This is a genomic window from Amnibacterium sp., from assembly GCF_051956055.1.
Classification (GTDB): domain Bacteria; phylum Actinomycetota; class Actinomycetes; order Actinomycetales; family Microbacteriaceae; genus Amnibacterium.
On the sequence record NZ_JBQCGC010000080.1, the window covers coordinates 1 to 26,986 of the forward strand.

Annotated in this window: 22 protein-coding genes and 1 tRNA gene; 12 read left to right on the forward strand and 11 right to left on the reverse strand. The window is 72.7% G+C overall.

What is annotated here, in order from left to right:
- Window positions 1-255: 255 nt before the first annotated feature.
- The gene (locus ACTHLI_RS11470) at window positions 256-1,149 is read left to right on the forward strand and encodes a glycerophosphodiester phosphodiesterase (RefSeq protein ID WP_440183671.1); all 894 of its coding nucleotides are present in this window, start codon (window positions 256-258) and stop codon (window positions 1,147-1,149) included.
- A 181-nt stretch (window positions 1,150-1,330) separates the two neighbouring features.
- Entirely contained in the window at window positions 1,331-2,659 is a 1,329-nt protein-coding gene (locus ACTHLI_RS11475; RefSeq protein ID WP_440183673.1) for an O-antigen ligase family protein, read from the forward strand.
- Window positions 2,660-2,698: 39 nt separating this feature from the next.
- Here the strand turns inward: ACTHLI_RS11475 and ACTHLI_RS11480 are convergent, their stop codons facing one another.
- The 3 genes from ACTHLI_RS11480 to ACTHLI_RS11490 form a co-directional block, all read right to left on the reverse strand.
- Window positions 2,699-3,754: a hypothetical protein gene (locus tag ACTHLI_RS11480; protein ID WP_440183674.1), complete on the reverse strand. Its 1,056-nt coding sequence runs from the start codon at window positions 3,752-3,754 to the stop codon at window positions 2,699-2,701.
- A 297-nt stretch (window positions 3,755-4,051) separates the two neighbouring features.
- Complete coding sequence (locus tag ACTHLI_RS11485) at window positions 4,052-5,293, reverse strand: hypothetical protein (protein ID WP_440183676.1); 1,242 nt, start codon at window positions 5,291-5,293, stop codon at window positions 4,052-4,054.
- A gap of 82 nt (window positions 5,294-5,375) precedes the next feature.
- Complete coding sequence (locus ACTHLI_RS11490; protein ID WP_440183678.1) at window positions 5,376-6,857, reverse strand: hypothetical protein; 1,482 nt, start codon at window positions 6,855-6,857, stop codon at window positions 5,376-5,378.
- Window positions 6,858-7,423: 566 nt separating this feature from the next.
- On the opposite strand from ACTHLI_RS11490, the gene ACTHLI_RS11495 reads away from it, so the two are divergent.
- Complete coding sequence (locus ACTHLI_RS11495; RefSeq protein WP_440183679.1) at window positions 7,424-8,065, forward strand: arsenate reductase/protein-tyrosine-phosphatase family protein; 642 nt, start codon at window positions 7,424-7,426, stop codon at window positions 8,063-8,065.
- A 7-nt stretch (window positions 8,066-8,072) separates the two neighbouring features.
- On the opposite strand, the gene ACTHLI_RS11500 is transcribed toward ACTHLI_RS11495, so the two are convergent.
- On the reverse strand, window positions 8,073-8,972 hold the full coding sequence (locus ACTHLI_RS11500) for a GDSL-type esterase/lipase family protein (protein ID WP_440183681.1): 900 nt from the start codon (window positions 8,970-8,972) through the stop codon (window positions 8,073-8,075).
- A 56-nt stretch (window positions 8,973-9,028) separates the two neighbouring features.
- Here ACTHLI_RS11500 and ACTHLI_RS11505 point away from each other — a divergent pair, with 56 nt between their 5' ends.
- Both ACTHLI_RS11505 and ACTHLI_RS11510 read left to right on the forward strand, forming a co-directional pair.
- Window positions 9,029-9,952 carry an alpha/beta hydrolase gene (locus tag ACTHLI_RS11505; RefSeq protein ID WP_440183682.1) on the forward strand — a complete coding sequence of 308 codons (924 nt, stop codon included), beginning with the start codon at window positions 9,029-9,031 and terminating at the stop codon, window positions 9,950-9,952.
- Window positions 9,953-10,072: 120 nt separating this feature from the next.
- Entirely contained in the window at window positions 10,073-10,243 is a 171-nt protein-coding gene (locus ACTHLI_RS11510) for a hypothetical protein (protein ID WP_440183684.1), read from the forward strand.
- Window positions 10,244-10,247: 4 nt separating this feature from the next.
- On the opposite strand, the gene ACTHLI_RS11515 is transcribed toward ACTHLI_RS11510, so the two are convergent.
- Genes ACTHLI_RS11515 through ACTHLI_RS11525 form a run of 3 tightly spaced genes read right to left on the reverse strand, consistent with a single transcriptional unit; the run spans window position 10,248 to window position 15,383 of the window.
- Complete coding sequence (locus ACTHLI_RS11515) at window positions 10,248-12,533, reverse strand: LuxR C-terminal-related transcriptional regulator (RefSeq protein WP_440183686.1); 2,286 nt, start codon at window positions 12,531-12,533, stop codon at window positions 10,248-10,250.
- On the reverse strand, window positions 12,437-12,820 hold the full coding sequence (locus ACTHLI_RS11520) for a hypothetical protein (RefSeq protein ID WP_440183688.1): 384 nt from the start codon (window positions 12,818-12,820) through the stop codon (window positions 12,437-12,439). The genes ACTHLI_RS11515 and ACTHLI_RS11520 overlap by 97 nt, the downstream gene beginning before the upstream one ends.
- Before the next feature lie 16 nt (window positions 12,821-12,836).
- Window positions 12,837-15,383, reverse strand: coding sequence for a LuxR C-terminal-related transcriptional regulator (locus ACTHLI_RS11525; RefSeq protein WP_440183690.1), 2,547 nt, complete (start codon window positions 15,381-15,383; stop codon window positions 12,837-12,839).
- Window positions 15,384-15,599: 216 nt separating this feature from the next.
- On the opposite strand from ACTHLI_RS11525, the gene ACTHLI_RS11530 reads away from it, so the two are divergent.
- Both ACTHLI_RS11530 and ACTHLI_RS11535 read left to right on the forward strand, forming a co-directional pair.
- A complete protein-coding gene (locus ACTHLI_RS11530) occupies window positions 15,600-15,782 on the forward strand; it encodes a hypothetical protein (RefSeq protein WP_440183692.1) in 183 nt (60 codons plus the stop codon).
- A 904-nt stretch (window positions 15,783-16,686) separates the two neighbouring features.
- Window positions 16,687-17,670 carry a class I mannose-6-phosphate isomerase gene (locus tag ACTHLI_RS11535; RefSeq protein ID WP_440183694.1) on the forward strand — a complete coding sequence of 328 codons (984 nt, stop codon included), beginning with the start codon at window positions 16,687-16,689 and terminating at the stop codon, window positions 17,668-17,670.
- Window positions 17,671-17,734: 64 nt separating this feature from the next.
- Here the strand turns inward: ACTHLI_RS11535 and ACTHLI_RS11540 are convergent.
- The 4 genes from ACTHLI_RS11540 to ACTHLI_RS11555 all read right to left on the reverse strand — a co-directional run bounded on the left by ACTHLI_RS11540 (window position 17,735) and on the right by ACTHLI_RS11555 (window position 20,901).
- A tRNA-Gly gene (locus ACTHLI_RS11540) sits at window positions 17,735-17,808 on the reverse strand.
- A gap of 287 nt (window positions 17,809-18,095) precedes the next feature.
- The gene (locus tag ACTHLI_RS11545) at window positions 18,096-19,085 is read right to left on the reverse strand and encodes a hypothetical protein (RefSeq protein ID WP_440183695.1); all 990 of its coding nucleotides are present in this window, start codon (window positions 19,083-19,085) and stop codon (window positions 18,096-18,098) included.
- Entirely contained in the window at window positions 19,082-20,215 is a 1,134-nt protein-coding gene (locus ACTHLI_RS11550) for a sensor histidine kinase (RefSeq protein WP_440183697.1), read from the reverse strand. Before ACTHLI_RS11550 ends, ACTHLI_RS11545 begins: the two co-directional genes overlap by 4 nt.
- Before the next feature lie 8 nt (window positions 20,216-20,223).
- Window positions 20,224-20,901: a LuxR C-terminal-related transcriptional regulator gene (locus tag ACTHLI_RS11555; protein WP_440183698.1), complete on the reverse strand. Its 678-nt coding sequence runs from the start codon at window positions 20,899-20,901 to the stop codon at window positions 20,224-20,226.
- A gap of 274 nt (window positions 20,902-21,175) precedes the next feature.
- Here ACTHLI_RS11555 and ACTHLI_RS11560 point away from each other — a divergent pair, with 274 nt between their 5' ends.
- Genes ACTHLI_RS11560 through ACTHLI_RS11580 form a run of 5 tightly spaced genes read left to right on the forward strand, consistent with a single transcriptional unit; the run spans window position 21,176 to window position 26,774 of the window.
- A complete protein-coding gene (locus tag ACTHLI_RS11560) occupies window positions 21,176-22,177 on the forward strand; it encodes a LacI family DNA-binding transcriptional regulator (protein ID WP_440183699.1) in 1,002 nt (333 codons plus the stop codon).
- A gap of 27 nt (window positions 22,178-22,204) precedes the next feature.
- Complete coding sequence (locus ACTHLI_RS11565) at window positions 22,205-23,566, forward strand: ADP-ribosylglycohydrolase family protein (protein WP_440183701.1); 1,362 nt, start codon at window positions 22,205-22,207, stop codon at window positions 23,564-23,566.
- 48 nt (window positions 23,567-23,614) lie between these two features.
- Window positions 23,615-24,976: an ABC transporter substrate-binding protein gene (locus tag ACTHLI_RS11570; RefSeq protein ID WP_440183702.1), complete on the forward strand. Its 1,362-nt coding sequence runs from the start codon at window positions 23,615-23,617 to the stop codon at window positions 24,974-24,976.
- Window positions 24,973-25,881: a carbohydrate ABC transporter permease gene (locus ACTHLI_RS11575; RefSeq protein WP_440183703.1), complete on the forward strand. Its 909-nt coding sequence runs from the start codon at window positions 24,973-24,975 to the stop codon at window positions 25,879-25,881. The genes ACTHLI_RS11570 and ACTHLI_RS11575 overlap by 4 nt, the downstream gene beginning before the upstream one ends.
- Window positions 25,878-26,774, forward strand: a complete 897-nt coding sequence (locus ACTHLI_RS11580) for a carbohydrate ABC transporter permease (protein ID WP_440183704.1) — start codon at window positions 25,878-25,880, stop codon at window positions 26,772-26,774. The genes ACTHLI_RS11575 and ACTHLI_RS11580 overlap by 4 nt, the downstream gene beginning before the upstream one ends.
- Window positions 26,775-26,986: the final 212 nt, after the last annotated feature.

Below are 26,986 nucleotides of genomic sequence, written 5' to 3' on the forward strand. Positions count from 1 at the left end.
CACCTCGGGGGGGCACCCGGCTAAGTGCCGCGCCCGGGGGGGGCGCCCGCGGGGGGGGGCGCCCCCCGGCCGCGCTCTCGATCGACGCCCCCTGTTCCCACCTGGCCGGATGCTCGCTGAGGGGCGCCCGCAGCACGCGTGCACGCGAAAAGGGGTGGTCCGGCGAGCCTGCTCGAGGAGGCGGAGCCGATACGGTCGGAATGGTCTGCGTTCCACAAGCACGGATCGGGCCTCGGCCGCCGGAGAGGAGCGCCCATGACGATGAAGGACTCGGCGAACGGCGCCGGTGAGGCAGGGCGTCGACGGATCACGAGACGCGGCGCGCTGCTCGCGGGCGGCGTGAGCGCGGCTGCACTCGCCGGCGCCGCCGCGATCGCTGCTGCGAACCTCCCGGCCCGATCCTTCACGGTCGATGCGATGCTCGCGCAGAAGCCGTTCTTCGTCGCCCACCGGGGCAGCGAGAACGACTGGCCGGAACAGTCGCTGTACGCCTATCAGCAGTGCGTCGCGAGGGGGCTCCGGGTGCTCGAGTTCTCCGTATCCCGCACGATCGACGGTGTCTGGTTCGGCCTGCACGACGGCACGCTCGATCGACTGTCCGGGACCACAGGCTTCTTGGCGGCAGAGCACACCTGGAAGGAGGTGCAGCAGCACCGCATCTCCGCGAAGGCCACGACGAGCCCGGGGCAGCCAGACCGTCCCTACCTCGATCTGCACGGCTTCCTCGACCGCTTCGGGTCATCCAACGTCCTGTTCATCGACCCCAAGGCTGTCGATCCCCATCACTACCCGCAGCTGCTGGCCACCATCGAGGGGCGAGTTCCGACTGCGCGGCAGACCGTCATCGCCAAGTCCGAGGCGTCGAACGTCACCTGGCCCCGGCTCGCCAAGACGTCGGGCATCCGATCGTGGGGGTTCTATTACGGGAAGGACCTGCCGCCCACGAGCGACATCTTCAGCACGACCTTGGCCGACTGGGACCTCATCGGACTCAACCAGGAGGCGACCGCGGAGCAGTGGAAGCTCGTCACCTCGACCGGCAAGCCGGTCATCGGTCATGTCATCAGCACACAGGCCGGGCGGGACCGCGTCGTAGGCCTTGGAGCCCGTGGCGTCATGTGCTCCGACGTCGTCGCGGCGGGTGCGTGACCGGCGCTCCACACCCTGAGGAACATCGGCGGCTCGTCCTTCCCGGGCATTGGGTCTGCGTTCCGCCCACAACGGGGGGCGCGGGTGCTCTGGCTCCGAGGAGACGCCTCCCATAGCGTGGCACAACCCCTTCTCGGCGCCCACCCATGCGTCGATCACCCCATTGAATGGACCCGTTTCAATGAACCCCGTCGTTGACGGACGCGCCCGCTCGCGTCCCCTCCCGAGCACCTCGCCGAACCCGACCGGGATCACGCAGATCCTCTTCCGGCACCGTCGCGACATCGCCGCGTTCTGCATCTGGCTCCTCGTCCTCGCAAGCGTGGTCTCGTGGCGTCGCGGTGTGCTGTACAGCGGCGGCCTCGACTCGACCGTCGTGCTGAAGGCCGTCATCGCGGTCGTCGCGCTCGCTGCGGCGTTCCTGTTCTGGCGGACGTCCGCGGTCCGCCGCCCGCTCAGCCTGCTTCCCGCGGTGATCGTGGGCCTGATCGTCGTGATCTCCGTGGTCGGCGCCTTCACCTTGGGGGCGGTCGTCCCCAACGCCGTGCTCGCCGTCCGCATCGTGATCCTCGGAGCCACTGCGCTGCTCGTTCTCGCGGGGGCTTCGACGGAGACCGCCGTCGCCACCCTGCTCGCCGCAATGGCGGCGGTAGGCCTGTTCGCCGCCGTGACGGGCATTGGCTCGATCCGTCACACTGGGACGCAAGCCGGCCGGCTGGGCGGCGGGATCCCCGCGCTCGAGCCGAATGAGCTCGCGAGCCTGTTGCTGCCGCCCGCGATCGGTCTGCTCGCGCTCCTCATGCGACGGGGCCTGCGTCTGTGGCCCGTGCTCGGCGTCGTCGTGCTCGCCGTCCTCATCGGGTTCACCGGTTCGCGCACCGCGCTCGCCATGCTGCTGATCGGCGCACTGGTCGCCTTGTTCGTTTCGGGGCGCGTGAAGCGTGTCGTCGTCATCGGTGTCGTCGTCGGCTTGGCCGCTCTGGTCGCGCTGCTCTCCGTCACGCCCCTGCTCTCGGCGCTGGTTCTGCGCGGGGAGGGGATCAGCCGCCTGCTCTCGTTGAACTCGCGGACCATTGCTTGGAACGCCGTGCTGGCGCTGCCGAAGGATGAGGCTTCGTGGTGGCTCGGGCACGGACTCTCGATGAAGAGCATCCACGTGACCCACCAGTACTGGGCCACGCAGGTCTTCGACAGCAGCTGGTTCTCCTCGCTGGCGCAGGACGGTGTCCTCGGAACTGTCCTCCTCGCGGTGTTCGCCATCGGCACGCTGGTCCTCGTGGTGCGCTCGCGACCGGCACGTCCCTGGGCGCTCCCGCTCGTGGTCACGCTGCTCATCCGCAGCGTCGTCGAGAACGGGCTCATCGACTCGAGCGCGACATTCGTGCTCTTCTTCATCATCGCCACCGCGGTGTGGCCGGGGCGCCGAGCACAGCGCTCAGCCGACTCAGCGCGCGGAATGCAGCCGATCGACTCGGTTCCGTCGACCGCTCAGGCGGTCTCCGCGCGCTGAGCGGTCTGCTCATCCCGTTGGTGCCGCGCCGCAGCGGACCTACGGGGCGAGCACGTTGAAGCGGTCGCTGTCGTTGTCGTCGCCCGACAGGTCGAGGAACGAATGCGTGTTCTGGATGTGGCCGCACGACTGGGGCAGTGCTGGGGCGGTGCAGAAGGCCGAGTCGTGATCCGATGACGCGTTCGCCTCTGCGGTGATCCCCGCGTGACCCACGATCTGCGTCCCCGGGGTGCCGGAAGCCAGCTCGTCGAGCGAGAGGACGGCGATCAGACCCGCAGGCGGAACGGTGCCTTCGATCGTGAACGTCATCGTCGTGTAGTTGTCCGCGGTTGCGGCGGTTCCCTGTTTGCGCGGTCCCTTGGCGGGGACGACTTTGATGTCGGTCACGCCGGTGATTCCGGGCGACGAACCGGTCCGCAGCAGTTGCAGTGACTTGTGGCGCTCGCCCCAGGGCAGCTGCATGACGGCCTTGATGCCCGAGACCGGGGTGAGCCCGGAGTTCGCGATGTACAACGTCTGGCCCATCAACTGGCCGATGTGGCAGCTGACGCCGTTCGTCGTCGTGCGGCAGTTCGACGTCTCGTCGTCGGTGAATCGGGCGGCGAGGTCGACGGGGTGCGCTTTCGCAAGCGTCGGCGGATACGTCGAGTAGTGCTTCGAGTGGATGTCGACCACGTACTGGCCCGCATCGGGGATCAGCCCGGCGTTCACGTGGTGGCCCGCGCGGCCGGTGAGCACCTCCGAGTAGATCCATTCCGGTCCCGCGGCCACGTTGTCACCAGGACCCCCCGGGGCGCAGGTCAGCCCGGGACATTGCGTACGGAACCATCCGGTGCGGATGAAGACGCGGAAGCCGTTGTACTTGTCCTTCGGGAGCAGGGTGAATCGACCGTCCTTCCCCGTGCAGGTGGAGATCGACTTCTCGACGCCGGGCGTCATCGAGTCGGGACCGCTCGACAGGTAGACGGGGATGCCTGCGAGTCCGGGCTCGCCCGGGTCCTGGCGCCCGTTCTGATTCTTGTCGTAGTACACGGTCCCGGTGACGGCGTTCCCGCTCGTCGCGGTCTTCGCGTTGGTGGGGCAGGAAGCGGTCACGAGGTCGATGCCTCCAGCCGGCGTGGGCACCTCGGTAACTGGCGCGGCGTGCACCGAGGTCGACACGGGCCCGGGCGAGGACTGCGCAGTGCAACCCGCGAGCGGCAGCATCAGCACCGCCGTCGTGGCGACGAGTGCAGGCGCAAGGCGTCGTCGCGTCGCTCCAATCCAACGGTGGATCCGATTCCGCTGGTGCCTCACTCCCACATCCTGCAGTCGGACCGGGCGTGCCGCCCGTCGACGCGCCAGCGGCATGCGCCCGGACCGATCCGAGCACGTGGCTGGAGCCGCACCGCTTCAAACGCGATGGGCTGCCATCGTCGCAGGGGCGGGCTCGCCCCTCATGGCTCTGCGTGCCCGCCGCGACGCCGTCTGACGCAGCACGCCGCCGCCGCCGAGTGACCCGATCGCGAGCAGGGCAGCGGACCACGCAGGATCCATGCCGAGCAGGAGCCCGACGACGACCGCGGCGAGCGAGACGACGGTGTCCGCAGCGCGGACCGCGAAGACCGCGGCCTGACCTCCGCTCACGGCTGCGAGGGCGCCGTACGGCGTGACCGCGGCGACGGAGGCGGTGTACGCGAGCCAGCCGATGACCGCCCGCAGGTCGGGCTGCGCCGAGAAGAGCGTACGGCCGACGAACGGCAGCAGCACGACGGCGACGACGCCGATCGCCGCGGTGAACGCCAGCAGGGCGAACACGGCTCGATCCGCTCGCCGGAGCGTGATCCGCAGGTCGACGTCGCGGTTCTGCGCGAACGAGGCGAAGAGGTAGGAGGAGAGCCCGCTGACGAGCAGCAGCGCGGGCGCCGTGTAGGTGCGCGCGGCCTCCAGCAGGCCGGTCGCGGCGAGGCCGACGACGACGACGACGGTGGTGCGGACCGCGGTGAGCAGTGCGGGTCGCAGGAACTGCTGCAGCGACCGCCACACGCCGTACGCTGCGACCGCGCGTCGCCCTCCGGCCGTCGGCGGCACCAGGAAGCGGTCCTCCTTCGGCATCACCGCGAATCCCGCCAGGAGCGCGACCGTCTGGCCGACCGCGAGCGCACCGAGGAACGATGCCAGCTGCAGCCCGGGGCCGATCGCGAGGACGGCGACGATCGAGAGGGTCACGACGAGCCCCACCGAGTCGATCGTCGCGACCCGCCAGAACTTGAGGTTCGCCATCAGGGTGCGCCGCACCACCTCCTCGAGGCAGAACGCCGCGGTCGCCAGCGCGAACAGGACGCCTTCGACCGGGGTCGTGAACCGGAGGGCCGTCGTGACGACGGCGGCCAGCGCACCGGCTCCCAGGGCGATCAGGAGGGCGAACTGCTCGAGCGCCGCGCGGATCCGCCTCGCGCGGCGATCGAGCACGACGAGCGAATCGCCGACGAACCCGGTGATGGTCCCGGAGGCGAGCACCACCACTCCGTAGAGGATCCCGAATGCGCCGAGTGCGCTGATGCCGAGCGTCTTGGCGACCGCGATCTGCAGCAGGAAGCTCGCGAGTGCTTGGGCGCCCTGCGCGGCGATCGCCCCGACGGCGCTTCTGTTCACGGTCCGCCGAGGCTAGCGGCAGGAGGCGCGACCCGCACGCCCCGCCTCCGCGGGCCGACGACGCCCGGTCGGGGCGCCCCTATCAGTTCACGGTGACGTAGTTGCTCGCGTTCTGTTCGACGCCACCGATGTAGACGTGCACGCTGTTCGCGATGCCCGCGGCCTTGTTCGTGAGGATCTGGATCTTCCGGTTCGGCACCTGCGACGCCGAGCTGTAGTAGAAGTTGATGCTCCCGCCCGTGTAGCCGCCGTCCCACGTGTACGTGATGTCGTGGCCGATCGTGCCCGCGGACCACTTCGGGTCGTAGAGGTTGACCGTGCCGGCCATCCGCTCGGCGCCGAGGCTCCTGGCGCCTCCCGACTGCGTCCAGTTGCGGATGTTGAACGTGCCGTGCACCTGCCAGAGCGCGATCCCGGCCGAGTAGCGCAGGTTCCTCGTCGTGAGGTTGTCGATGTTCCAGTTCGCGGCGGAGTTGTTGATCGCCAGGCCGGCCGCGCTGGCGAGCGAGCCGGTGCCGCCGTTGATGGTGAGGTCGTCGACCGTGGCGGTGCCGGAGGCGCGGTTGACGCCGATCGCGAAGGTCTCGCCCGGGTTCGCGCTCGAGTTGCCGGGGATGTCGTTCACCTGGACGTGCTTGATGGTCGGGCTCGAGCCCGTCATGTAGACGCCGTTGTAGAGGTGCCCCTGCTCGGTGCCTTGGATGGTGACGTCCTCCAGGTCGCTCACGCCGCGCAGCAGGTACAGCGGATTGACCGGGTTCGCGAGACCGCCCTGGTTGTTCCCGTTCCCGGGCACCGAGCTCGCCTTCGTCGAGGAGTCCTTCTGCATCTCGACCACGGTCCTCCCCACGCCCGCACCGCGCAGCCTGCCGCCGGCGATCACCGAGCCGGAGCTCTGGACCAGGAAGTCCCTGAGCGTGTAGGTGCCGTCGAGCAGGGCGGACGGGATCAGCGGCAGCGCACCGATCAGCGCGGGCAGCGACCCCAGCGGGCTCGTGGAGCTCACGGTCGAGGCCGCCGCCGGGGAGGAGGACGCGGACGGGCTGGGCGACGCGGAGGGCGGCGCCGACGTCGACGGACGCGCGGTGGCAGCAGCGGTCGCGGGCGGGGTGGCGCGCGCTGTCGCGTTCGTCCGCACCACGTCTGCGAGCGTCGCGCCCCCGACGCTCGAGCGGGTGCTGTGGTGGGCACGCATCGCGTGCTTCAGCTGTTGCGGGTTCAGACCGGATGCGCTGTTCGACGATCCGCCGGAGGAGCGCGGGATCGGGGCGCTGACCGGGTCGATCCTCGTCGCGGCGTTCGCGTTGGACGCCCCGGAGGGCAGCAGGGCAGCAGCACCCGACATCGCGCCGACGACGGCGAGCGCCGCAGCGGCGAGCGCGGCTTCGCGCTTGCGGGTGAAGGGCGTCGGCGCCTTCGTCGGAAGCGTCGGCTCGACCGGGATCGGGCCGGTCCGGACGTAGCGCTGCGTCGGGTGCCCGTCCGGCCGCGGCAGTCCGAGCAGGGAGGTGCCGGCGACATGGGGGACGAGCGGCGCGGCGGCGCGCGGGGCCGTTCCACGCACGGCTACCGGCTCGAAGGGACGCGGGGAGGGCGTGCGGATGTCGGACGGCTGGCCGACCCCCAGCCGCGCCGGCGTGCGGACGAGGGGCGCGTGCTCGACCGATTGGTGCGCGGCTGTGCGCGGGTGCGGGCCGGGCGCCGGATGCTGCTGAGTGCGTTCCGTTCGCGCCGGGGCGGCCGGGAGCGGGCGGTCGAACAGCCGCGGGTCGGTCACGGGACCGATCGCGGCCCCGGTGTCCGCGCTCGCGTCGACGGCGACCGGGGCGCTGTGGCGGCCCATCAGGCTGCTCCGGTCGTGTGGCGGAACGGTTCCGGGCATGCCGAAGCGAGGGGGGAGATGCGCATGGGGACCGGGCCTTTCCAGGGAAGCGGAGGAGGTGCTCACGGCGAGTGGGTCGACCGTAACCGGCGATCGCGGCGCCTCCAAGCGGCCTCTGAACCAGCGGAATTCCAAGCGTGTGATTCCGCGTGCGCGGCGTGTTGAGCGGGCTGATCGCGGATCGTCCGCGATCATCCGCGCCGCGCGCCGGCTCTCCCCGTCCCGATCGCGCGTGGCACGATGGCGCCGTGACGGGGAGCGGATCCGGACTGCTGCTCGTCGTCTGCACGGCGAACGTCTGCCGGTCCCCGCTCGCGCAGAGGACGCTGCAGCGGGCGCTCGCCGGGTCGGCGTTCGCCGGTGTCGCGGTCTCCAGCGCGGGGACGAGGGCGCTCGAGGGGGAGGGCATGTGCCCCGTCTCCGCGGAGGACCTCGATCCTGCCGACGTCGCCTCCGGAGCGGAGCACCGCGCTCGGCAGCTGACCGCCGATCTCGTCCGCGAGGCCGACCTGATCCTCACGATGGAGCGTGAGCAGCGCTCCGCCGCGGTCCAGGCCGCACCCGGTTCTCAGGCGAAGGTGTTCACCCTGCGGGAGGCGGAGGCGCTGCTCGGCGTCCTCGCTCAGCGGGGTGCGGAGCCGCCGGCGGACCTCGCCGCACTCGCTCGGGCGCTCCACTCGGTCCGCGGGCTCGTGCCGCTGTTGCCCGGCGAGCCGGTGAAGCGGCACTGGTGGAGTAGGCCCGTGGAACCCGAGGATCCGATGACGATCCGCGACGGTCACGGGCTCGGGATCGAGGAGCACCGGGCGGCCGCCGGTCAGGTGCGTGCCACGGCCGACCGCGTCGGCGCCGCGATGGTCGCGCTCGCGGCGGGTTCCCGCTCCTCCTGAGCGGGGCTCAGCGGCGCAGGAGGACGCCGGCGCGTGGCGACTGCACGAGCGCCTTCCACTCGATCGAGGCGAGCTCCTTGAGCCCGGCGACCGACGGGTGGAAGCGGTCGAGCGCCGAGAGCTGGTTCATCGAGGGCGTGTAGCCGTGCAGGGCGCCGCCGTCGTAGATGCAGCGGGGGAGCGTGCCGCAGGCGCCCGCGAGCGCGGCGTCGTACTCGCGGATCCGGTCCGCGACCGCCGCGCGCCGCACCGCCGCCTCCGTCGACTCGCTCTGGGGATCGGCGAGAGCGGTGGCGCAGCCGCCGTGGCTCCACAGGAACCGTGCGGTCGGGTTGCCCGCCGCGACGGGGACGATCGCGGTCACGTCCGGGATCGACGCGACGAGGATCGTGGCGCCGGGCGCGAGCGTCTGGAGCTCCTGCAGCGCGCTGCCGACGGTCGAGGCGTACTGCTCCGTCGAGGTCATGTCGCCGAGGGACGCCTTGCAGACGTCGTTCGCGCCGATGAGCACCGTGACCAGGTCCGGGTTCGCCGCCGCCGCGGCGGGCACCTGCGCCGCGAGATCGGCGACCGTGGCGCCGGACTTCGCGACGTTCTTCACCGTCACGCGCCCGTGCAGCCGGGCGCCGAGCCGCGACGCGACGCTGTCGACCCTCGGATCGGTGCCGCCCGCCCAGGAGACCGACGGGCAGTCGCCGAAGTGGTCGCAGGCGTTGAAGCCTCGGGACAGCGAGTCGCCGAGCACCGCGACCGTGGTGGGCGGCCCGGTGAGCGCGGGGGAGGGGGTCGCGGCGGCGGAGGGCGGCGGGGTCCGGAGCGGCGCGGCGGTGCCTTGGGAGGCGGTGCAGCCCGTGCAGGCGAGTGCGACGGTGATGGCGGCGACGGCCGCGAGAGTCCATCGGCGCATGCCCCCATTCTCCCGGGCAGGTGAGGGCTCGGTGCGCGAACCGGGAGGATGGAGCCGTGCCCGTGCATCCGTTGATCGCCGCCCGCTTCCCACTCATCGCCGATATCGCGCCGGGGACCCCGGCCGAGTCGATCCCCGAATCGGCCCTCGCGTTCGGTGCCCCGTACGGCGACTACACGCCTCCCGCGGTCGCCGTCGAGGACGCGACGATCGAGGGTCCGCACGGGCCGATCCGGGTGCGCGTCTATCGCGCGGAGGGGGAGCGCAGCGGACGCAGCCTGCTGTGGGCGCACGGCGGCGGCTTCACCGCAGGCGATCTCGACATGCCGGAGGCGCACGTCGTCTCGCTCGAGCTCGCCCGGCGCTTCCGGGGCGTCGTCGTGAGCGTCGAGTACCGCCTCGCCGGGCAGGAGGTGCGCCACCCGATCCCGGTCGACGACGTCGCCGCGGCCTGGGCGTGGCTGCTCGAGCACGCCGACGACCTCGGCATCGACCCCGCGCAGGCGGCGATCGGGGGTGCGAGCGCCGGCGCGTTCCTCGCCGCCGCCGCGACGCTGCGGCAGGAGGAGGGGAGCCGCGCGGCCTCAGTGCTGCTCGCCTACCCCGCGCTGCACTTCCCGCACCCGGCGGTGGAGGACGCGGTGGCGGCGGAGCTGCGGACGCTCCCGCCCGTGCTGCGCTTCTTCCCGCAGGTCGTGCTCGCGATCTTCCAGACCTACCTCGGGCGCGTGACCGACATCCCGGCGCATGAGACGCCGGGCCTCGCCGATCTGACCGGCTACCCGCCGACGCGCATCGTCGTGAGCGAGTTCGACGACCTCCGGAGCTCGGGCGAGCTGTTCGCGCAGCAGCTCGCCTCCCGCGGTGTCGCGGTCGAGACGACCGTGGCGGAGGGGATGCTCCACGGCCACCTCAACATCCCGCCGGTCGACGCCCTGCCCGAGATCGCCCGCAGCCTGGACTTCCTCGCGGCGGTCTGACCCCTTCACGGATAAGGGCCCGCGCCCTCATCCGTGAAAGGGGAGCGGGTGCCGCGTTCTGGGGGTGCCGCGAAGCGGGCCGGGCGAGGAGGGTGGAGGCGACCTTGGGGGAGGTGCCGGATGCTGATCGTAATCGTGCTCGGCGTCCTCGCCGCATGGCTGCTCGCCTCCGTGGTGTTGGCCCTCGTGATCGGCCGCGCCGTCGGGCTCGCCGATCGCGACCACCGTCGCCGCCTCGCGCTCCGGAGCGCGGCGCCAGCACCGCAGCCCCGCGCCCGCGCCGCCTCCTGACGCGTCAGGCGTCGTCGAGCAGGCCGACAAGCTCCGTCCGCCGGTGCACGCCGAGCTTGGCGAACGCCCTCGCCAGGTGCGTCTGCGCGGTCCGCACCGAGATCCCCAGCTCCTCGGCGACGCCCCGGTCGGTCAGTCCCCGCGCGGCGAGGGCGACCACCTCGCGCTCGCGACCGGTCAGCGGAGGCGCCGGATCCGCGCCGAGGGTCCGTGACCGCAGCGACGGCACCTCCGCGGTCCACTTCGCCAGGCGCTCCGTGGCGTCGGTCGTCGGCAGCCCCTGCTCGTCGCGGATCCGGATCGCATCGACCAGCGCCTCCGCCGCGAACCACCGCAGCCCCGCGGCCCAGTAGCGCCGCGCGGTCGCCTCGAGCTCGCTCAGGCGCTCGCCGACGAGCGCGCGGGCGTGGTCCTGCTGCAGCGCGCGCCCGACCCCGGGCAACGACGGCAGCTCGCCCAGCGCCTCCGCGGCCGCGCGGTCGCCGAACCGCAGCCCGGCGAACCGCGCGTCCCACTCCTCGACCGTCGCACCGAGCGCCTGGGCGCGCTCCGCGACCTCCCTCGCGACGACCACGGCCGCGTCGCGCTCACCTCGCGCTTCAAGCAGCTCGGCGTCGGCGAGCCGGAGGCGCCCCTGCTGCGACGGCGGCACCGCGTCCGACCGCGCCTGCTCGATCGCCTCCGCGGCTCCGGCGACATCGCCGGCGCGGGCGAGCGCGACCGCCAGGTCGGCGAGCACCACAGGACGGCGGCTCTCCCGCCACGCCCCCGGCAGCCCGACCGCTTCGCGCAGCAGGCCGATCGCGGTGCCGAGATCGCCCTCGAGCGTCCGCACCAGGCCGAGCAGGTGCGCGAAGGGCGACCGGACCGTGTGTAGGCCGGCCTCGAGGGTGTGGTCGTAGTGCCGGATCGCGATCGGGCCCGCCGTCGCGACGTCGAGGCAGGCGGTCGCCGGGGCCCACCCCGTCAGCCAGTCGAGCAGCGCAGGACCCTCCGGTAGGCGGTCCACCGCGGCGCTCGCCGGGGCCCGGAGGCGTTCGACGAGCTCCAGCGCCGCCCACGGCTCGCCCAGCTCGATCCGCACCAGGGCCTCGGTGATGCCGCTGAACACGGCGGCGAACCCGCTCGGGCCGCGGCGCACCGCCTCCGCCGCGCTGAGCGCCTCCGGGTACCGCATCTCGATGCGCAGCAGCCCGCTGCGCACCGCCTGCAGATCGGCCCGGTCGCCGTGCGCACCGAGATGCGTGTCGAGCACCGTGAGCGCGTGCCCGGGTCGGGCGGCGCCGAAGCCCGTGACGAGCGCGAGCACCGTCGCCGCCTCGGCGCCCTGCGCGTCATCGTCCGACGCGTCGCCGAGGAACCGCACCGCCTCGTCGAGCCGGTTCGTGCGCCGGAGGTGCTCCGCCAGCGCGATCCCGGCAGGGCCGCCCCCGCCCTCGGTCACCGCGTGCCGGAGGAGCCGCTCGGCGAGGTCCGGGTCGGCCAGCGCAGTGAGGGCGGCCAGCTCGAGCGCCTCATCGGGCGACACCGGCAGGCCGAGCTCCAGCCGCCACGCGCCGCGCGCGACGCGCTCGCGGTCGGTGAGCGGACGCGGCAGGTCGGTCATCGCCTCGAGCAGGCGCCCGAGCGTCGTCCGCTGCTGCCGCGACCCGGCGGCGTGCAGCACCGCCTCGGCCTGCGCGGCCCTCCGCATCCGCGTCGCCCCGGCGCGGTCGTCGTGCACGGTCCACCCGGCGCGCTCGACGTCGTCGGCCACCTCGTCGCTGCACAGCCGCTCGGCCACGTCGTCCGCGACCTCCGGCGCGACCGCGACCGCGACGAGCCAGTCCCGCTCGTCCGCGGGCGCGGCGCGGAACTCGGCGGCGGCCAGGCGCCGCGCGGCCGCGGGCGCGGGGAGCACGCCCCGGAGTCGCCACATCCCTTCCTCCAGCCGCACCACGGCGGCCGACCGCGCGGCGCGCAGCACCTCCTGCACCGCGGCGGGCGACCCCTCCGCGACGGCGGCGAGCGCGACGGCGAGCGCCGGCTCGACGGGGCCGCCGAGGATCGCCGCGGCGAGCGCTGCGGAGCCGTCGGTGTCGAGCGGGTCGAGGCGGACGGTGAGCGCGTCCCCGTCGTCGGCCATCGCCCGGACCGCGTCCGGCACCCGCCGCCCGCTCGTCACGGCGAGCACCACGGCCACCCCCGACCGGCTCAGCTCGAGCAGGAACGCGGCGGACGCGTGGTCGAGCAGGGAGGCCTCGTCGACGAGCACCGCGTCCGGTTCGAGCGCGCGGACGCCGCTGCGCACGAGCGCCGCGCGGCCGAGCGGGTCCTCCGCGCCATACGCGCCAGCACCGCGCGATCGAGGAATCCGAGCAGCACCCCGAACGGCACGGCGGCGGCGGAGGCGGTGGCCGTCGCTCGCAGCACACGCCGGCCCGCGCGCTCGAGCCGGACGCCCGCCTCCACGAGCAGCCGGCTGCGACCGATGCCCGTCGGGCCCGTGACGATGCTGCTGCGACCGTGCTCGGCCCTCCGGACGACGGTGTCGAGCGCCGAGGTGCGCCCGACGAGCGCCGGGCCGCTGAGGCTCATGGCCGCGCCGCCGGCGTCACGGCTCGACCACCAGCCCGGGCAGCTCGGTGCGACGGTGGATGCCGAGCTTGCCGAGCGCCCGGCTGAGATGGGTCTGCGCGGTCCGCAGGGTGATGTCGAGCTCGGTCGCGATCGCCCGGTCGGAGAGGCCCGCCGCGGCCAGCAGCGCGACCTCCCGCTCCCGGGTGGTGAGCCCCGCGGCGCGGCGGTCGGCGAGCTCCGGCAGCCGGAGGGACGGCGTGCGGGCGAGCCAGGCGACGACCCGGGGCGAGGCGTCGGCCGCGCCGAGCGCGATCGCGCGCATCGTCGCCTCGATCGCGTGCAGGCGCAGCCCCGCCTCCCACAGCCCGACGGCGGCCGCGTCCACCGAGGCGACGTCGCGCTCGAGCAGCGCTCGGGCGTACGCGCGCTGCGCGTCGCGGCCGGTGCCCTCGGGCAGGTCGCCGAGCGCCAGGAGGTGGTGCGGTGCCTCGTCGTCCCCGTACCGGATGCCCGCGAAGGCGCCGTCGAACGCGTCGAGGAGCAGCCCGGTCTCCCGGCCGCGGCGCGCGACCGCCGCCGCGATCGCGCGCGCCCCGTCGGGGTCGCCGCGGAGGTGGGCGAGCTGGGCCCGCGCGAGCTCGACGCGGCCGTGCTGCACCGGAGGCCGGTGCATGCGCCGGAGGCGGTCCTCGGTCGCCGCCGCGTCGTCGAGCTCGCCCGCGAGCGCGTACGCGATGACGAGCTCGGCGAGGATCCGCGGGCGCCAGCCGTCCCGCCACGGCCCGGATCCCGCGTCCGCGTCGCGCAGCAGCCGCGCAGCCGTCGCGGGATCCGCGCGCAGCAGATGGATGCCCGCGAGGGTGAAGGAGAGGGGAGCGCAGCGGTTCGCGCGCTGCGCCAGCGGGATCCGCTCGCGCTCCTCCTCGAGCCGATCGGCGTGGTCGGTCTCCGCCCCGACGGCCACGCTGAGGTCGTGCGGCAGCCACCCGACGAGGGTCGCGCTGTCGGCGAACGCCCGGTCGACGTGCTCGAACCCCGCGATGCGTTCCGCGGTCTCGAGCGCACCGGTGAGCAGCCCCAGCTCTCGGCGGCTCAGCGTGAGCTGCATCAGCGCGAACCCCGTCGCGAACGGGGACGGGGAGTGGGACGCGAGCACGCCCTCCGCGGTCCCGGCGGCCTCGCCAGGCCGGCCCTCGAGCAGCAGCGCGGCGCTGCGCACGGCCAGCAGGTCGGGATGCGGGCTGTCGCCGTCGAGATGCTGCTCGATGGTCCGGAGCGCCTCGTCAGGTCGTCGCTCGATGACGGCGGTCGTCAGCGCGCGGACCCGCACGAGGGTGACGCGCTCCTCCTCCGTCGCCGCGCGGGGGAGCGCGCTGTCGATGAGGTGCAGCGCCTCCTGCGGTCGCCGCGTGCGCCGGAGGTGGTCGGCCAGCTCCGCGTCAGCGGGCAGGCCGCCGTCGACCGCCGCCCGGAGCAGCTGCTCGCGCGCGGCCGACCCGGTGCCGGGGAGGAGCGCGAGCGCATGCGCCTCGCGGGCGTCGGGCCGGATGCCGAGCTCGATCCGCCAGCACAGGAGGGCCACCCGCTCCTCGTCGGTGAGGGGGCGGTTCACCGACTCGGTCACCGCGACGAGTCGCGCGAGCACCGCGGCGCGGGCGCGCGCGTCGAGCGAGCCGAGCACCGCCGCCCCGATGGGCGGGCTGGCGATGCGGGTGACCCCACGCGGGAGGTCCCGGACGGTCCAGCCGGCCTCGTCCGCGGCGCTGATGGATTCGGCCGACGCGATGCGCCGGGCGAGGTCGTCGGCGAGCGCGCCGGCCTGAGCGACCGCGGCAACCCATCCGCGGAGCGCGGGGGAGAGCGCCGCGAACGCCTCCAGCACCGCGGAGCGCAGCGTGCGGGGCGCGGGCAGCGGCGCGGCGAGGTGCCAGAGGCCGTCCGCGTGCAGGATCGAGCCGCTGCCGACGCCGTCGTCGATCAGCTCCGCGAGCGCGCGCGGTCGTCCTCCGGAGGCGAGGGCGAGCGCGAGGGCGAGCTCACCGTCGACGGGGTCGCCGAGCAGATGGGCGGCGAGCTCGGTGACGTGGTCGTGCGCGAGCGGTTCGAGCGGTACGGCGCTCGCCCGCTCCTCGGCGATGAGGCGTTCCAGTGCCGACGGCATGCCGCTCACGCCGGGGGCGTTCGCGATGATCGCGGTGCCCGCGCGGGCGAGGTCGATGACGAGTTCACCTGCATGGTCGTCGAGGAGGTGGGCGTCGTCCAGGAACACCGCCCGGAGGCCGAGCCCGACGGTCGCGGCGCGGATCGCGCCGCCGTCGCGCGCCGGGAGCGCCTCGAGCGCATCGTGGTCGAGGAGCCGGAGGAACGCGCCCACGCGGTACCCGGCCCCGCCGGGCGCGGGCAGCAGGCGGGCGCTCGTCAGCCCGGCGCGCCGAGCGGCCGCGTGTGCTTCGGCGAGCACCCGACTGCCGCCCGAACCGGGCTCGCCGGTGAGGATCAGGCCACGCCCTTCCCTGGCGCTCCGCGCGATCGTCGTCAGCAGCGAGGCGCGTCCCACGAGCGGCGCGGGGACGTGGGACATCGGGCGGACTCCGGGAGCGACTGGTGCACTTCGATGGGGACGGCCGAAGCATGACGCGTCACCGGTCTCTCGGCAGCCGAGATGCCCGGGATCCCCCGGGCATGTCGCGACCAGGTTCTCGGCGGCCGTTCAGGAGGTGCTGGCGCGCCCGACGCTTCCTGCAACGGACCTGAACGGACCGGCCCGGCCGTCGGTGGGATGCGCCACCATGACCCCGTGCGTGACGGCGGCAGCGAGGGGTGGGACGGCCCGCCCGCGACGACGGACCGCGTCGCGGACGAGCGCGGGCTCGACACCCCGAACTGCGGCGTCTGCTTGACGCGGATGGAGGCGGTGGAGTCGCGGGGTGGGGAGCCCTACTGGTCCTGCCCGGCGTGCGGCACGGCCGCCCTCGCCTGACGTCCGGGGTGGTCTCGAGGCTCGCTGGCGCTCGCACCTCGACGACCGGATGGACCCGGCCCGCCCGCTCTCCTTCCGCTGGTCGAGGTGCGAGCGGAGCGAGCCTCGAGGCCACCCCGAACCTCGCGCCCGACCTACCCCGAGCGGCTCACCGCACCCGCAGTGCCCGAGCGGGCAGCGTCAGATGCAGAGGGGTGCCGAGGGGCGACCGCACCTCCACCTCCCAGCCGCGCGTCACGCGCCGCCGCACGATGGCGGTCGTCCCGCGCAGACGCCACGGTCTCCGCAGCACGACCGAGGCGCCGGGAGCGATGGACGGCCGGACCGCTGCGGTCCCGTCCTCGGTCCGGCTCGTGGCTTGTCGCGTCCGCGCCCCAGCGTGCACCGGACGACGCTAACGCCGCTGCATGCACCCCGTCTGCGAGCGAGTCGGATGCGTAGCCTTGCGACCGGAAGGCTGCCGGTTCTGCGGACTGGATCCGCTGTGCGGACGGTGACCGCGACCCTGCGCAGAAGCACACGGCGACCCGGGGACCCGGGGCGGCCCGGCCGCGCTGACCCGGCGCGACCGAGCGGAGCACGGCAGCCGTGAGCGGCAGGCACGACGAGGCGCCGGACGGCGACCGCCCGGCGAACCTGCTCTCGCCCGGTGCGATCGTCACCCGCGGTCCAGGATGCAGCCCGCAGTCGAGTGAGGGGGACTCCGAGTGGCACGAGGCCGACGGTGAACCGGTCTCTCGAGGGACTAGCCCCGAGATGCAAGCGGAGCGAGCGTCGAGACCGCCCGATCCTCAGATTCCCCCGGGCGCAGACTTGCCCCTATTCGGGTTGCACGCGCCGCCTCGAACCCCGATTCGACGCAAGTCCGGGTTGCTGGACCGCCCACCACCACCAAAGGAGTTCCATGCCGAACGCCCCGATCGTCCTCCCGTCGAACCGGCCCGCGGACCGCTTCTACCGGGGCGGCCGCCGCATCACCGACCTCCGCGGGGACGAGCCCGCGAAGGACCACGAGCCGGAGGACTGGATCGCGAGCACCACGCACGTGTTCGGGCAGCCCGTCGTCGGCGAGACCATGCTGCCCGACGGCACACCGCTCCGCGTCGCGGTCGAGGCGGACCCCGTCGGCTGGCTGGGCGACGCGCACGTCGGGCGTTGGGGCGCCGACACGAAGCTGCTGACGAAGCTGCTCGACGCGGGTCAGCGCCTCCCGGTGCACGCCCACCCGGACGGCGCATTCGCCGCCGCGCACCTCGGCCATGCGCACGGGAAGGCGGAGGCGTGGGTGATCCTCCAGGGCGGCACCGTGTACCTCGGGCTGCGCCGGGAGGTGGGAGAGGAGGAGCTTCGCACCCTCGTGGACGAGCAGGCCACGACGCGGCTCCTCGACCTCCTCAACCCGATCGAGGTGGCGCCCGGCGACGCGGTCTTCGTGCCCGCGGGGCAGCTGCACGCGATCGGTGAGGGTGTCCTTCTGCTCGAGGTGCAGGAGCCGGAGGACCTCTCGATCCTCCTCGAGTGGCGCGGCTTCGCCGTCGACGGCACGAAGGAGGGGCATCTGGGCCTCGGCTTCGATACCGCTCTTCAGGCCGTCTCGCGTGCGTCGCTCGACGAGCGTGCGCTCGAAGCCCTCGTCACCCGCGGAACGACGTCGGGCTCGGTTCTGCCGAGGGAGGCAGCCCCGTACTTCTCGGTCGAGCGACGCCCTGTCGACGGCGAGAGCGTCCTCGGCCCGGGCTTCGCGGTCGCGCTCGTGGAGCATGGCGACGTCGTCCTCGCGGGCCGAACCTTGCGGCGCGGCGCGACCGTGGTCGTGCCCGCCGGCGCGGGAGCGCTCGCACTCGCAGGAAACGGCGTGCTGCTCGTCGCCCGGCCGCCTCGGCCCTGAAACCGCGGGAGGACGAGTCCGTTCAGCCGCCGCCACGACCGCCGCACAGCAGCAGGCGAAGAGATGGAGCGGGTGGCAGGAGTCGAACCTGCGCATCCGATCTGGAAGATCGGGGTTCTGCCGTTGAACAACACCCGCGAGCGCCTCGACTGTAGAGAGCGCGCGCACCATTCTCAACAAACCCCTGCAGAGGGGACGGTGGCGTGACGAGGTGAGGACGGACGCGCCGGCGTGTCGCTCCGCCCCCCGACCGGGGGGCGACCGCAGGATGAGCGCACCGTCCCCGATGAAGGAGAACCTCCGTGGCGAAGCCGATCCAGGTCGTGCGCAACTGGGCGCTCGAGCAGGTCACCGCGATCGTGAGCGTCTGCCGCCCGATCCACCTGCCGCGCTGACGCGGAGACCGCCCGGGAGGCGGCCCGTGATCAGTCGTCGACCTCGGTGATGATCCGGTCCTCGATGTGCTCGCCGACCGTCGCGCTCACCCGCGCGTCCCGGCCGCGGGTCACGACCCGGCCGACGAACTCGGCGCCCCCGGCGCGGTCCAGCTGTCCGGCGATCCACTGCGCGGCCCGCATCCGCACCGGCGTCGACAGATCCCGCACGGAGGGTTCGGTCAGCACCAGCACGTCGAGGCCGCGCTGCCGCGCCGCTTCCAGCGCCTGGTCGAGCTGCTCTGACAGGATCGGACCCAGCGTGATCTCGTCGCGCAGGTTCCCCTCGACGGCGGCGATGCGGGCGCGCTCCTCGTCGTCGAACTCCTCGCCCGCGGCGATGCGCGTGAGGATCGGGCCGGCTTCCGCGAGCACGCGGTCGACGACCTCCCGTCGCGCGGCGAGCTCCGCCTCCGCCCGGCCCCGTTCGAGGATCTCCGCCCGCTGGACCGCGAGCAGCTCGTCGTGCGAGCGGGCGGTTCGGCGCAGCCCGACGGCGAACAGGGTGCCGAGCAGCAGCGTGCCGGCGTGCCGGTCGACGAGCCCGATCCCGGCGAGCGGGCTCACCCCGCCGCGTGCCGACCACACCAGGCTGAGGGCGGCCATGACCGCCATCTGCAGCCACGCGGCGCCGATCCGGCCCCGGACCGCGAGGCCGATTGCGATGATCATCGCCGCTCCGAGCGGCCACGCGGCGTAGCCGGGCCACCCGGCGGCCGGCAACCATGGCACGACCGCGGCCAAGCCCGCCGCCGAGAGCACGAGCACGGCCGCGGTGCCCCGCTCCGACAGCACCCGTCCCGGGGTGAGGACGAGGATCGCCGCGGCGCCGGTGATCGCGGCGAGCGCCGCCACGGTGACGGGGAGCGGTGTCGGTCCCGCGCTGAGCGCGAGGAGCACGTGCACGAGCGCGAACGCCACGAGCAGCACGCGCGCCCACCGGGTGCCGAGCGGCGGTTCGAGCGACGTCTCGAGGCTCATCGCGCCGGCCACCTCAGCCGCACGGCCGTCCCGCGCCCGCGCTGCGAGCGCACGTCGGCCGCCCCGCACACCTGCCGCATCCGCCCCTCGATGCTCGTGACGATGCCGAGCCGGTTCGGCGGCACCTCCCGCCGCACGAAGCCCTTCCCGTCGTCGACGATCACGATCTCGACCCGTGCCTCGTCGAGCGCGACGTGCACCTCCACGGCGCTCCCCGGCGCGTGCTTCCTGGCGTTCCGGAGCGCCGCGGCGGGCGCGCCGACGAGCGCCGCGGCGGCCCGTGCCTCGACCGGTTCACTGCGATGGCCCTCGACGACGAAGCCGGCGTCGGGGGCGATCGAGGTGAGTTGCGCCCGGAGGCGGTCGAGTACCTCGCCGACCCGTGCCGGCTCGTGGTCGTCGTCGGGGGAGGCGAGCCGGTGCAGCCGTCGCAGGGCGTCCGCGGCGTCCTCCGCGATCGTGGTGGTCGGTGCGGCACCGCGCGCGGCGACGAGCAGGGTGGTGAGCACGTGGTCGTGGACGAGGCCGTTCACCCGGGTGCGCTCGTCCGACCGCACCCGCTCGTCTCGGGCGGCGCGGGTGGCGGCCATCGCCCCGTCGGCCGCTCGATCGACGGAGCGGCCCGCGCGCAGCGCGCTGACCGCGAGGGCCGCGAACACCGCGGCGAACAGTGTCGCGAAAGCCGCGTCCTGCAGGGGGATCAGCCCGAGCGGCGCGGAGGTCGTCACGGTCCGGTCCGCGAAGACCAGCACGCCGGTGAGCAGCACGTCCGTGACCACGAGCCCGGTCGGCAGCCCCAGTGCGGCACCGGTCGTGCCGATCGCGGTCAGCTGCAGTACCCACGGCGAGCCCGTGCCGTCCGGGACGGCCACGAACATGTCGGTGAAGATCGCGAGCAGGTGCGTGACCGCGACGCAGCCGCCCAGCACGCGGATCGTCCGAGCCGGCGCGAACGGCGCGACCACACCGAGCGCGATCGGGAGCCCGAGGGTGGTGACGAGCGCCGCTGCCGTCCAGGCCGGCGGGGTCACGGCGAGCTGCGCGAGGATCACGGGCAGGGTCAGGAGGCCGAAGACGGCGCCGCCGACACCGAACAGCACGCCGATCGTGCGGAGGACCCGGTCCTCCACGGCGTGGTTCATTCCCGCCCCGGCGCCGGCAGCAGCCCGTCCTCCACGGCTCGCTTGTACAGGTCGATCTTCGTGGGGGCGGGCCGCCCGGCTCGCGCGTACTTGGAACGGATACGACGGATGTAGTCCTCGAGCGTCCCGACCGTGATGTGCAGCTCATCGGCGACGCTCTGCGATCGGGCGCCGTCCGCGAACAGCTGCAGCACCCGGGACTCCTGCGGGCTGAGCGCGGCGTCGTGCAGCTGGGGGTCGTTCTCGACGGCGTGTGCCCATTCGCTGGTCATGACGGGCAGGCCGCGGGCGGCGCGGCCGATGGCGTAGGTCATCATCTCGACCGGTGTCGATTTGCGGAGGATGCCGAGCACCTCGGCGCGCAGCGCCTCCTGCACGAGGTAGGCGTCCTCGCCGGAGGTGAAGGCGAGCACCTCGCCGCCGGCTTCGCGGATGCGGCGGACGTTGCCTGCGGGGGAGGTGCCGTCCGCGAGCCGCAGGTCGAGCAGGACGAGCCCGGGTCTGGGCTGGGCGCGGAGGAGGGCGTCGACGGTGGGGTAGGACCCGTCGAGCCGCAGGTCGGAGCGGGAGGCGAACGCGGTGATGAGCGCGAGCCCGACCAATTGATGGTCGTCGACCAAGGAGATCCGGCGCGGCGCGTCGAACGCGGCGGGCAGGGGTGCCGATGCGTTCACGGTTCGAACCATAATCTCGGCCGCTGACCGCCGCTGCGGGGAGCGCCCAGCATCGCTGAACCGGAACCGCGTCCGGGGTGGGAACGAGAGGACCTTTCTCGCTCTCGTCCGCAGGCGTCCGAGGAGCGCGGCGACGTCGACGCGCACGTCGAGGCGCGCAAATGAGCGCAAACGAGCAAATCCCGTTTGCTCCCGTGGCGTCGTTGACGAGCGCGGAGAGCGCGACGCATGATCGATCCGCAGGAACTGCAAATCGATTTGCGAAGGAGCGATCGTGAGCCGAGCACGCCGCATCGCCGACGTGGCCGCCGCCGCCGGGGTGTCCCCGACGACCGTGTCGCATGCGCTGAGCGGGAAGCGCGCGGTGTCGGAGGCGACCCGCGAGCGCATCATGCAGGCGATCGCGGATCTCGACTACCGGCCGAACCTGGTCGCGAGCGGGCTCCGCAAGCAGCGCACGCACTCGATCGCGCTGCTCGTGGCCGACATCGCGAACCCCTACTACCCGGCGGTCGCCCGCGCCGTCCACGACGGGGTGTCCGAGGCCGGCTACGTCACCCTCATCGGCAACACCGACGGTGAACCCGACGCGGAGCGCGATCTGCTCAGGGAGATGCTCGCTCGCGGCGTCGACGGCGTCGTCATGCAGCCGTTGTCGACCGCGCCGCGGGAGATCCGGGAGATCGTGGGCCCCTCGTTCCCGATGGTGCTGCTCTCCGGCCTGGACGCGGAACCCGTCGCCGACGTCGTGGGGTCGGACGACGCGCACGGCATCGCCGAGGCCGTGAAGCATCTCGCCCAGAGCGGCGTGCGCGAGGTGGGCTTCATCAGCGGCCCCGACGGCCGCGCACCGGGGACGACCCGGCTCTCCGCCTTCCGCGCCTCCGCTCGAGCACTCGACCTGGAGGTGCGCGAGGACTGGGTGCTGCACACGCCGTTCACCCGCGACGGCGGCTTTGCGGCGGCGACGGCGCTGCTGCGACTCGATCAACGCCCGCGCGCGGTGCTCTGCGCGAACGACCTCATCGCGATCGGTGTCCTCGACGCGGCGAGGGCGCTGGAGCTGAGCGTGCCCGGCGATGTCGCGGTGATCGGCTTCGACGACATCGAGACCGCCGACCTCGTCACCCCCCGGTTGACCACCGTCGTGAACCCTGCCGCCGCCGCGGGCGCCGCATGCGCACGGGCTCTTCTCCGCCGCATCGAAGGAGGACCGGACCTCCCGTACGCGCGCTTCGCGCTGCGCACCCACCTGGTCCGCCGCGCCTCCGCCTGACCGACCCCTCACCGAACGGAGCACCTCATGACCGACCTCGCTGCCCGCGTCGAGCTCGACCCCGCCTACCAGGGCGCCGGCTACGACCCGCTGGACGTCCGCAACCTGCTCACCGACGAGGTCGCGCAACGTCGGGAGACCGGCTACGACGTCGACGACCTCGTGACCGAGGCGAATGCGACGGACCCGAGCGATCGGGCAGCCGTGCTCGCGCTCGTGGACCGGATGGAGGACGCCGAGCGCACCGAGCCGTGGGCGTTCGAGGAGCCGACGCCGCTCGAGGAGATCCGAGCAGCGGTCGGTGAGCTGCCCGGAGCCGAGCCGGTCGACTCGGCCAGGCGCGCCGACCGCATCCACGCCGCGTGGCTCGGGCGGATCGCCGGCTGCAACCTCGGCAAGCCGGTCGAGCTCGGCGACTACTGGACGGTCGAGCGCATCGCCGACTACCTCCGGCTCACCGACTCGTACCCCCTCACGGACTACTTCGTGAAGCTCGACCCGCAGCCGGCCGAGTTCGAGTTCCGCGACAACTGGCCGCAGACGACGCGGGGCAACGTGCGCGGGTCCGCCCGCGATGACGACATCGACTACGCGATCCTCTGCCTGCACCTGCAGGAGCGGTACGGCGACCGGTTGACCCCGGAGGACGTCGGCCGGGAGTGGAAGCTCCTCCTGCCGATCGAGCAGACCTACACGGCCGAGCGCGCCGCGTACATCAACCTCGTCGAGGGCGTGCCGGTGCCGCGCACCGCCACACGTCGGAACCCGTACCGGGAGTGGATCGGCGCCCTGATCCGTGCCGACGTGTTCGGTTTCGTCCACGCCGGCGACCCCTGGGGGGCCGCCTCCCGCTCCTACCAGGACGCGGCGCTGTCCCACGTCGCCAACGGCATCTACGGCGAGATGTGGTCCGCGGCGCTCGTGGCCTCGGCCTTCGTGTCGGCCGATGCCGAAGAGGCCGTGCGTCGCTCGCTCGCCGTCGTGCCGCCGAAGTCCCGCCTCGCGGAGGCGATCCAGCGGGTGCTCGCCCTGCACGAGCAGCGCGTGACCTGGGAGGAGGCGCTCGCGGACATCCGCGCCGTCTACGGGCACTACTCCTGGGTGCACACCATCAACCACGCGGCGGCGGTCGTCGCCGCGCTCCTCTGGGCGGACGGCGACTTCACCACGGCGGTCGGCCGGGTCGTGATGAGCGGCTGGGACACGGACTCGAACGGCGCGACCGTCGGTTCCGTCGCGGGCGTCCTCAGTGGGACGGCCGGGCTCCCGGCGCGGCTCATCGACCCGCTCGAGAACCGCACCCGGTCCGCGCTCTTCGGCTTCGACAACTCCGTGATCTCGGACCTCGCGGACCGCACCGTCCGACTCGCGGAGTCCGCCCGCGGCTGAGCCGCACCGACCTGCATCCACACCGCATCGATCAAGGGAGATCACCTCATGGACGCAACCGTCTCGCGTCGCACCCTGCTGGCGGGTTCCGGCGCAGCCGGGCTCACGGCCCTGCTCGCCGCCTGCTCCGGCGGATCCGGCAGCAGCAGCACGATCAACTTCTGGAACAACTTCTCCGACGCCGGTCAGGTGACGTACTTCAAGCAGCACTTCGCGACCGCCTACCCGGGGCCGGGAACGGTCGTGGTGAGCAACAAGTCGTCGAACACCATCGATCGGCTGATCCAGACCGCGCTCGCGGCGGGATCCGGCCCGGACGTGATCGTCACCCCGGGACCGTCGTCGAACGTGACGGAGTACACGAAGGCCGGCTACCTCGAGGACCTCGACAAGTACGTCTCGAAGTACGGCTGGGACACGGCGTTCGCCAAGTGGGCCCTCGACGCGTCGAGGATCGAGGGCAAGCTCCGCACGCTGCCGACCTCGTACGAGTCGATGGTCTACTACTACAACCCCGCAACCCTGTCGAAGCTCGGTCTCAGCGCCCCGACGACGCTCGACGAGTTCGAGAACTTCAACACGGAGGCGAAGGCCAAAGGCATGATCCCGCTCGCTGCGGGCAACGCCGACTGGAAGGGTGCCAACGAGTGGCACCTCGTCATCGCGCTGAACCACGCCGCCGGCCCTGAAGCGGTCTACTCAGCCCTGCAGGGCAAGACGAAGTGGACCGATCCGGTGTTCGTCGACGCGCTCACGAAGCTCGCCGGGTGGTTCAAGAAGGGCTGGTACGGCGGCAGCGTCCAGAACTACTTCACGAACACGTTCCCGGTCGTGTACCGGCAGCTCGCCTCCGGGCAGGCGGCGAGCATGATCTCCGGCACGTGGGAGTTCTCCAACCTCGCGCCCTACTTCGGCAAGGCGGCGGGGAACTCGGCGACCTGGGACTGGACGACGATCCCCTCCCTCGGCAGCGCGACGAAGAACGACATCTTCGACCTCGCCATCGGGCAGTCGGCCGGCGTGAACGCCCACTCGAGCAGCGTGAAGGACGCGGTGTCGTTCCTGAACTTCCTCACCACCGACAAGAAGGTGATCATCTCCTCGGTCGTCGACAAGGACTTCCAGATGCCGCCGATCCAGGTGTCCGCCTCCGACTTCGGGTCGAAGGCGGATCCGCGCACCGTGAAGCTGTACACGCAGCTGTCGACCGCCAAGTCGATCGGCTACACGACGTGGACGTTCTTCCCGCAGCAGACGGAGACGTACATGATCGACTACTGGGAGAACGTCATCACCGGCAAGCTGTCGGTGCAGGACTACCTCGCCGGCATCCAGGCGAAGTTCGCGCCGGAGCTCGCCGCAGGCGCCGTCCCGACTGCGCCGAAGCCGAGCGCCGGGCTCTCCTCGTGACGGCCGCGGCGGGGCGGCGGTCGGTGGTCCTCCACCGCCGCCGCCCGCTCGCGGTCCGACTGAAGGACCGGAGGGTCGCGGGCTGGCTCTTCATGCTGCCGCTGATCCTCGTGAACGTCGTCGTGGTGCTGATCCCGGCCGCGTCGTCCGTCTACTACTCCTTCACGGACTGGTCCGGCATCGGCGGCGCGAAGTTCATCGGCATCGCGAACTACACGAAGCTGCTCGGGGACGGCGAGTTCCTGAACGGGCTGTGGCACAACATCCTCTGGACGATCTTCTTCCTGATCGTCCCGATGGCGATGGGACTGTTCGGCGCCTACGCGCTCACCCGGATCCGCCGGTTCCAGCTGGTGTTCCGGGTCCTCTACTTCATCCCGTACATCGTCGCGAGCGTGGTCAACGCCTCCATCTGGCGCAGCATCCTCGACCCGCAGTCGGGCATCGGCGCGCTGCTGCACATCAACCCGCTGGGCAACCCGTCCCTGGCGCTCTGGTCGGTCGAGTTCGTCAACAACTGGGCGTGGTGGGGCTTCCTCGTCGTCGTCTTCCTCGCCGCGATGAGTGGTATCAGTCCCTCGCTGTACGAGGCGGCGGAGATGGACGGGGCCGGGCCTGCGCGCCAGTTCTTCTCGATCACGCTGCCGGGCATCCGCCCGACGTTCGCCTTCCTCGGGCTGATGACGATCATCTGGTCGTTCCTCGCGTTCGACTACGTCTACGTGCTGACCCAGGGCGGGCCGGCGGGTTCGACCGATCTGCTGTCGACCGTGCTGTACCGGGACGCGTTCAGCAACCTGCAGGGCGGCTATGCGTCCGCCATCGGCGTCGTGATGGCGCTCATCAGCGCGATCGTCGTGGTCGGGTACCTCGTGCTCCGCCGCGTGAGGAAGTGGGAGATATGACCGTCACCGCCCAGCCGCAGCCGAAGGTCGCCGAGCGGAGTCGTGCCCGGGCGCAGACCGGTCGGGGCGCCCGCCGCGGCGCCGGTCCCGTCACCTACGTGATCCTGACGTGCCTCGCGCTGTTCGCGATGGGGCCGATCGTGCTGTTCTTCTTCAACGCGCTGAAGACGACCAACGAGTACGCGACGAGCTCGCTGAGCCTGCCGACCAGCTGGCAGTGGAGCAACTTCATCGACGCCTGGCAGATCGCGAACATGGGCGCCGGGCTCGTCAACTCGGTGATCATCGTGGTCGGCACGGTCGTCCTCACGTGCCTCGTCGCGGGCTGCGCCGCGTACGCGCTCGCTCGTCTCGAAATCCTCGGTGCGAACGCGTTCATCAGCTACGTGCTGATCGTCAGCTCGTTGCCGGGTCAGATGTTCCTCGTGCCGCTCTTCTCGATGTGGTCGAAGGTGGGGCTCTACGACACCCAGCTCGGGCTGATCATCATCTACTGCGGGCTGTTCTCGCCGTTCGCGACGCTGTTGCTGCGGTCGTTCATGATCGGCATCCCGCGGGAGTTCGAGGAGGCGGCCCGCGTCGACGGGGCGAGCGAGCTGCAGCTGCTGTTCCGCATCGTGCTGCCGAACGCCTGGCCGGGATTCCTGACGATCGCGCTCACGACCGGCCTGTCCGCCTACAACGAGTTCCTGTTCGCGGTGACGTTCATCCAGAACCCGCAGCGGCAGCCGGTGTCGCTCGCGTTCTTCACCTTCCAGCAGGGCTTCACGCAGAACTACAACTTGATCAGTGCCGCCGGCATCATCATGATCCTGCCGATGCTCGTGCTCTTCCTGCTGCTGCAGCGGCGCTTCATCGACGGCATCGCCGCAACGGGACTCGGGGGCTCGTGACCTCCGCTCTGCCGCTGCTCGCGATGTTCGGGGCGCCGACGACAACGCCACGCTGCTCCCGTCGACGCTCCCGGCACCGGCAGAGACCACGTTCGCACGCTCCGTCCGCCGCTACCCGCGCAGGAGAGGCGCGAACCGGGATGCTGTCGCGGCCCGGCCGACGGGATCCTCCCGGTTGCCGGCGCCGTAGGTCGAGATGCCAGCGCGGCCGG

Coding starts and splice junctions, on each gene's coding strand:
- ACTHLI_RS11470 (WP_440183671.1), top strand. CDS start 256: ATGACGATGAAGGACTCGGCGAACGGCGCCGGTGAGGCAGGGCGTCGA.
- ACTHLI_RS11475 (WP_440183673.1), top strand. CDS start 1,331: ATGAACCCCGTCGTTGACGGACGCGCCCGCTCGCGTCCCCTCCCGAGC.
- ACTHLI_RS11500 (WP_440183681.1), bottom strand. CDS start 8,972: ATGCGCCGATGGACTCTCGCGGCCGTCGCCGCCATCACCGTCGCACTC.
- ACTHLI_RS11510 (WP_440183684.1), top strand. CDS start 10,073: ATGCTGATCGTAATCGTGCTCGGCGTCCTCGCCGCATGGCTGCTCGCC.
- ACTHLI_RS11520 (WP_440183688.1), bottom strand. CDS start 12,820: ATGAGCCTCAGCGGCCCGGCGCTCGTCGGGCGCACCTCGGCGCTCGAC.
- ACTHLI_RS11525 (WP_440183690.1), bottom strand. CDS start 15,383: ATGTCCCACGTCCCCGCGCCGCTCGTGGGACGCGCCTCGCTGCTGACG.
- ACTHLI_RS11535 (WP_440183694.1), top strand. CDS start 16,687: ATGCCGAACGCCCCGATCGTCCTCCCGTCGAACCGGCCCGCGGACCGC.
- ACTHLI_RS11545 (WP_440183695.1), bottom strand. CDS start 19,085: ATGAGCCTCGAGACGTCGCTCGAACCGCCGCTCGGCACCCGGTGGGCG.
- ACTHLI_RS11565 (WP_440183701.1), top strand. CDS start 22,205: ATGACCGACCTCGCTGCCCGCGTCGAGCTCGACCCCGCCTACCAGGGC.
- ACTHLI_RS11570 (WP_440183702.1), top strand. CDS start 23,615: ATGGACGCAACCGTCTCGCGTCGCACCCTGCTGGCGGGTTCCGGCGCA.
- ACTHLI_RS11580 (WP_440183704.1), top strand. CDS start 25,878: ATGACCGTCACCGCCCAGCCGCAGCCGAAGGTCGCCGAGCGGAGTCGT.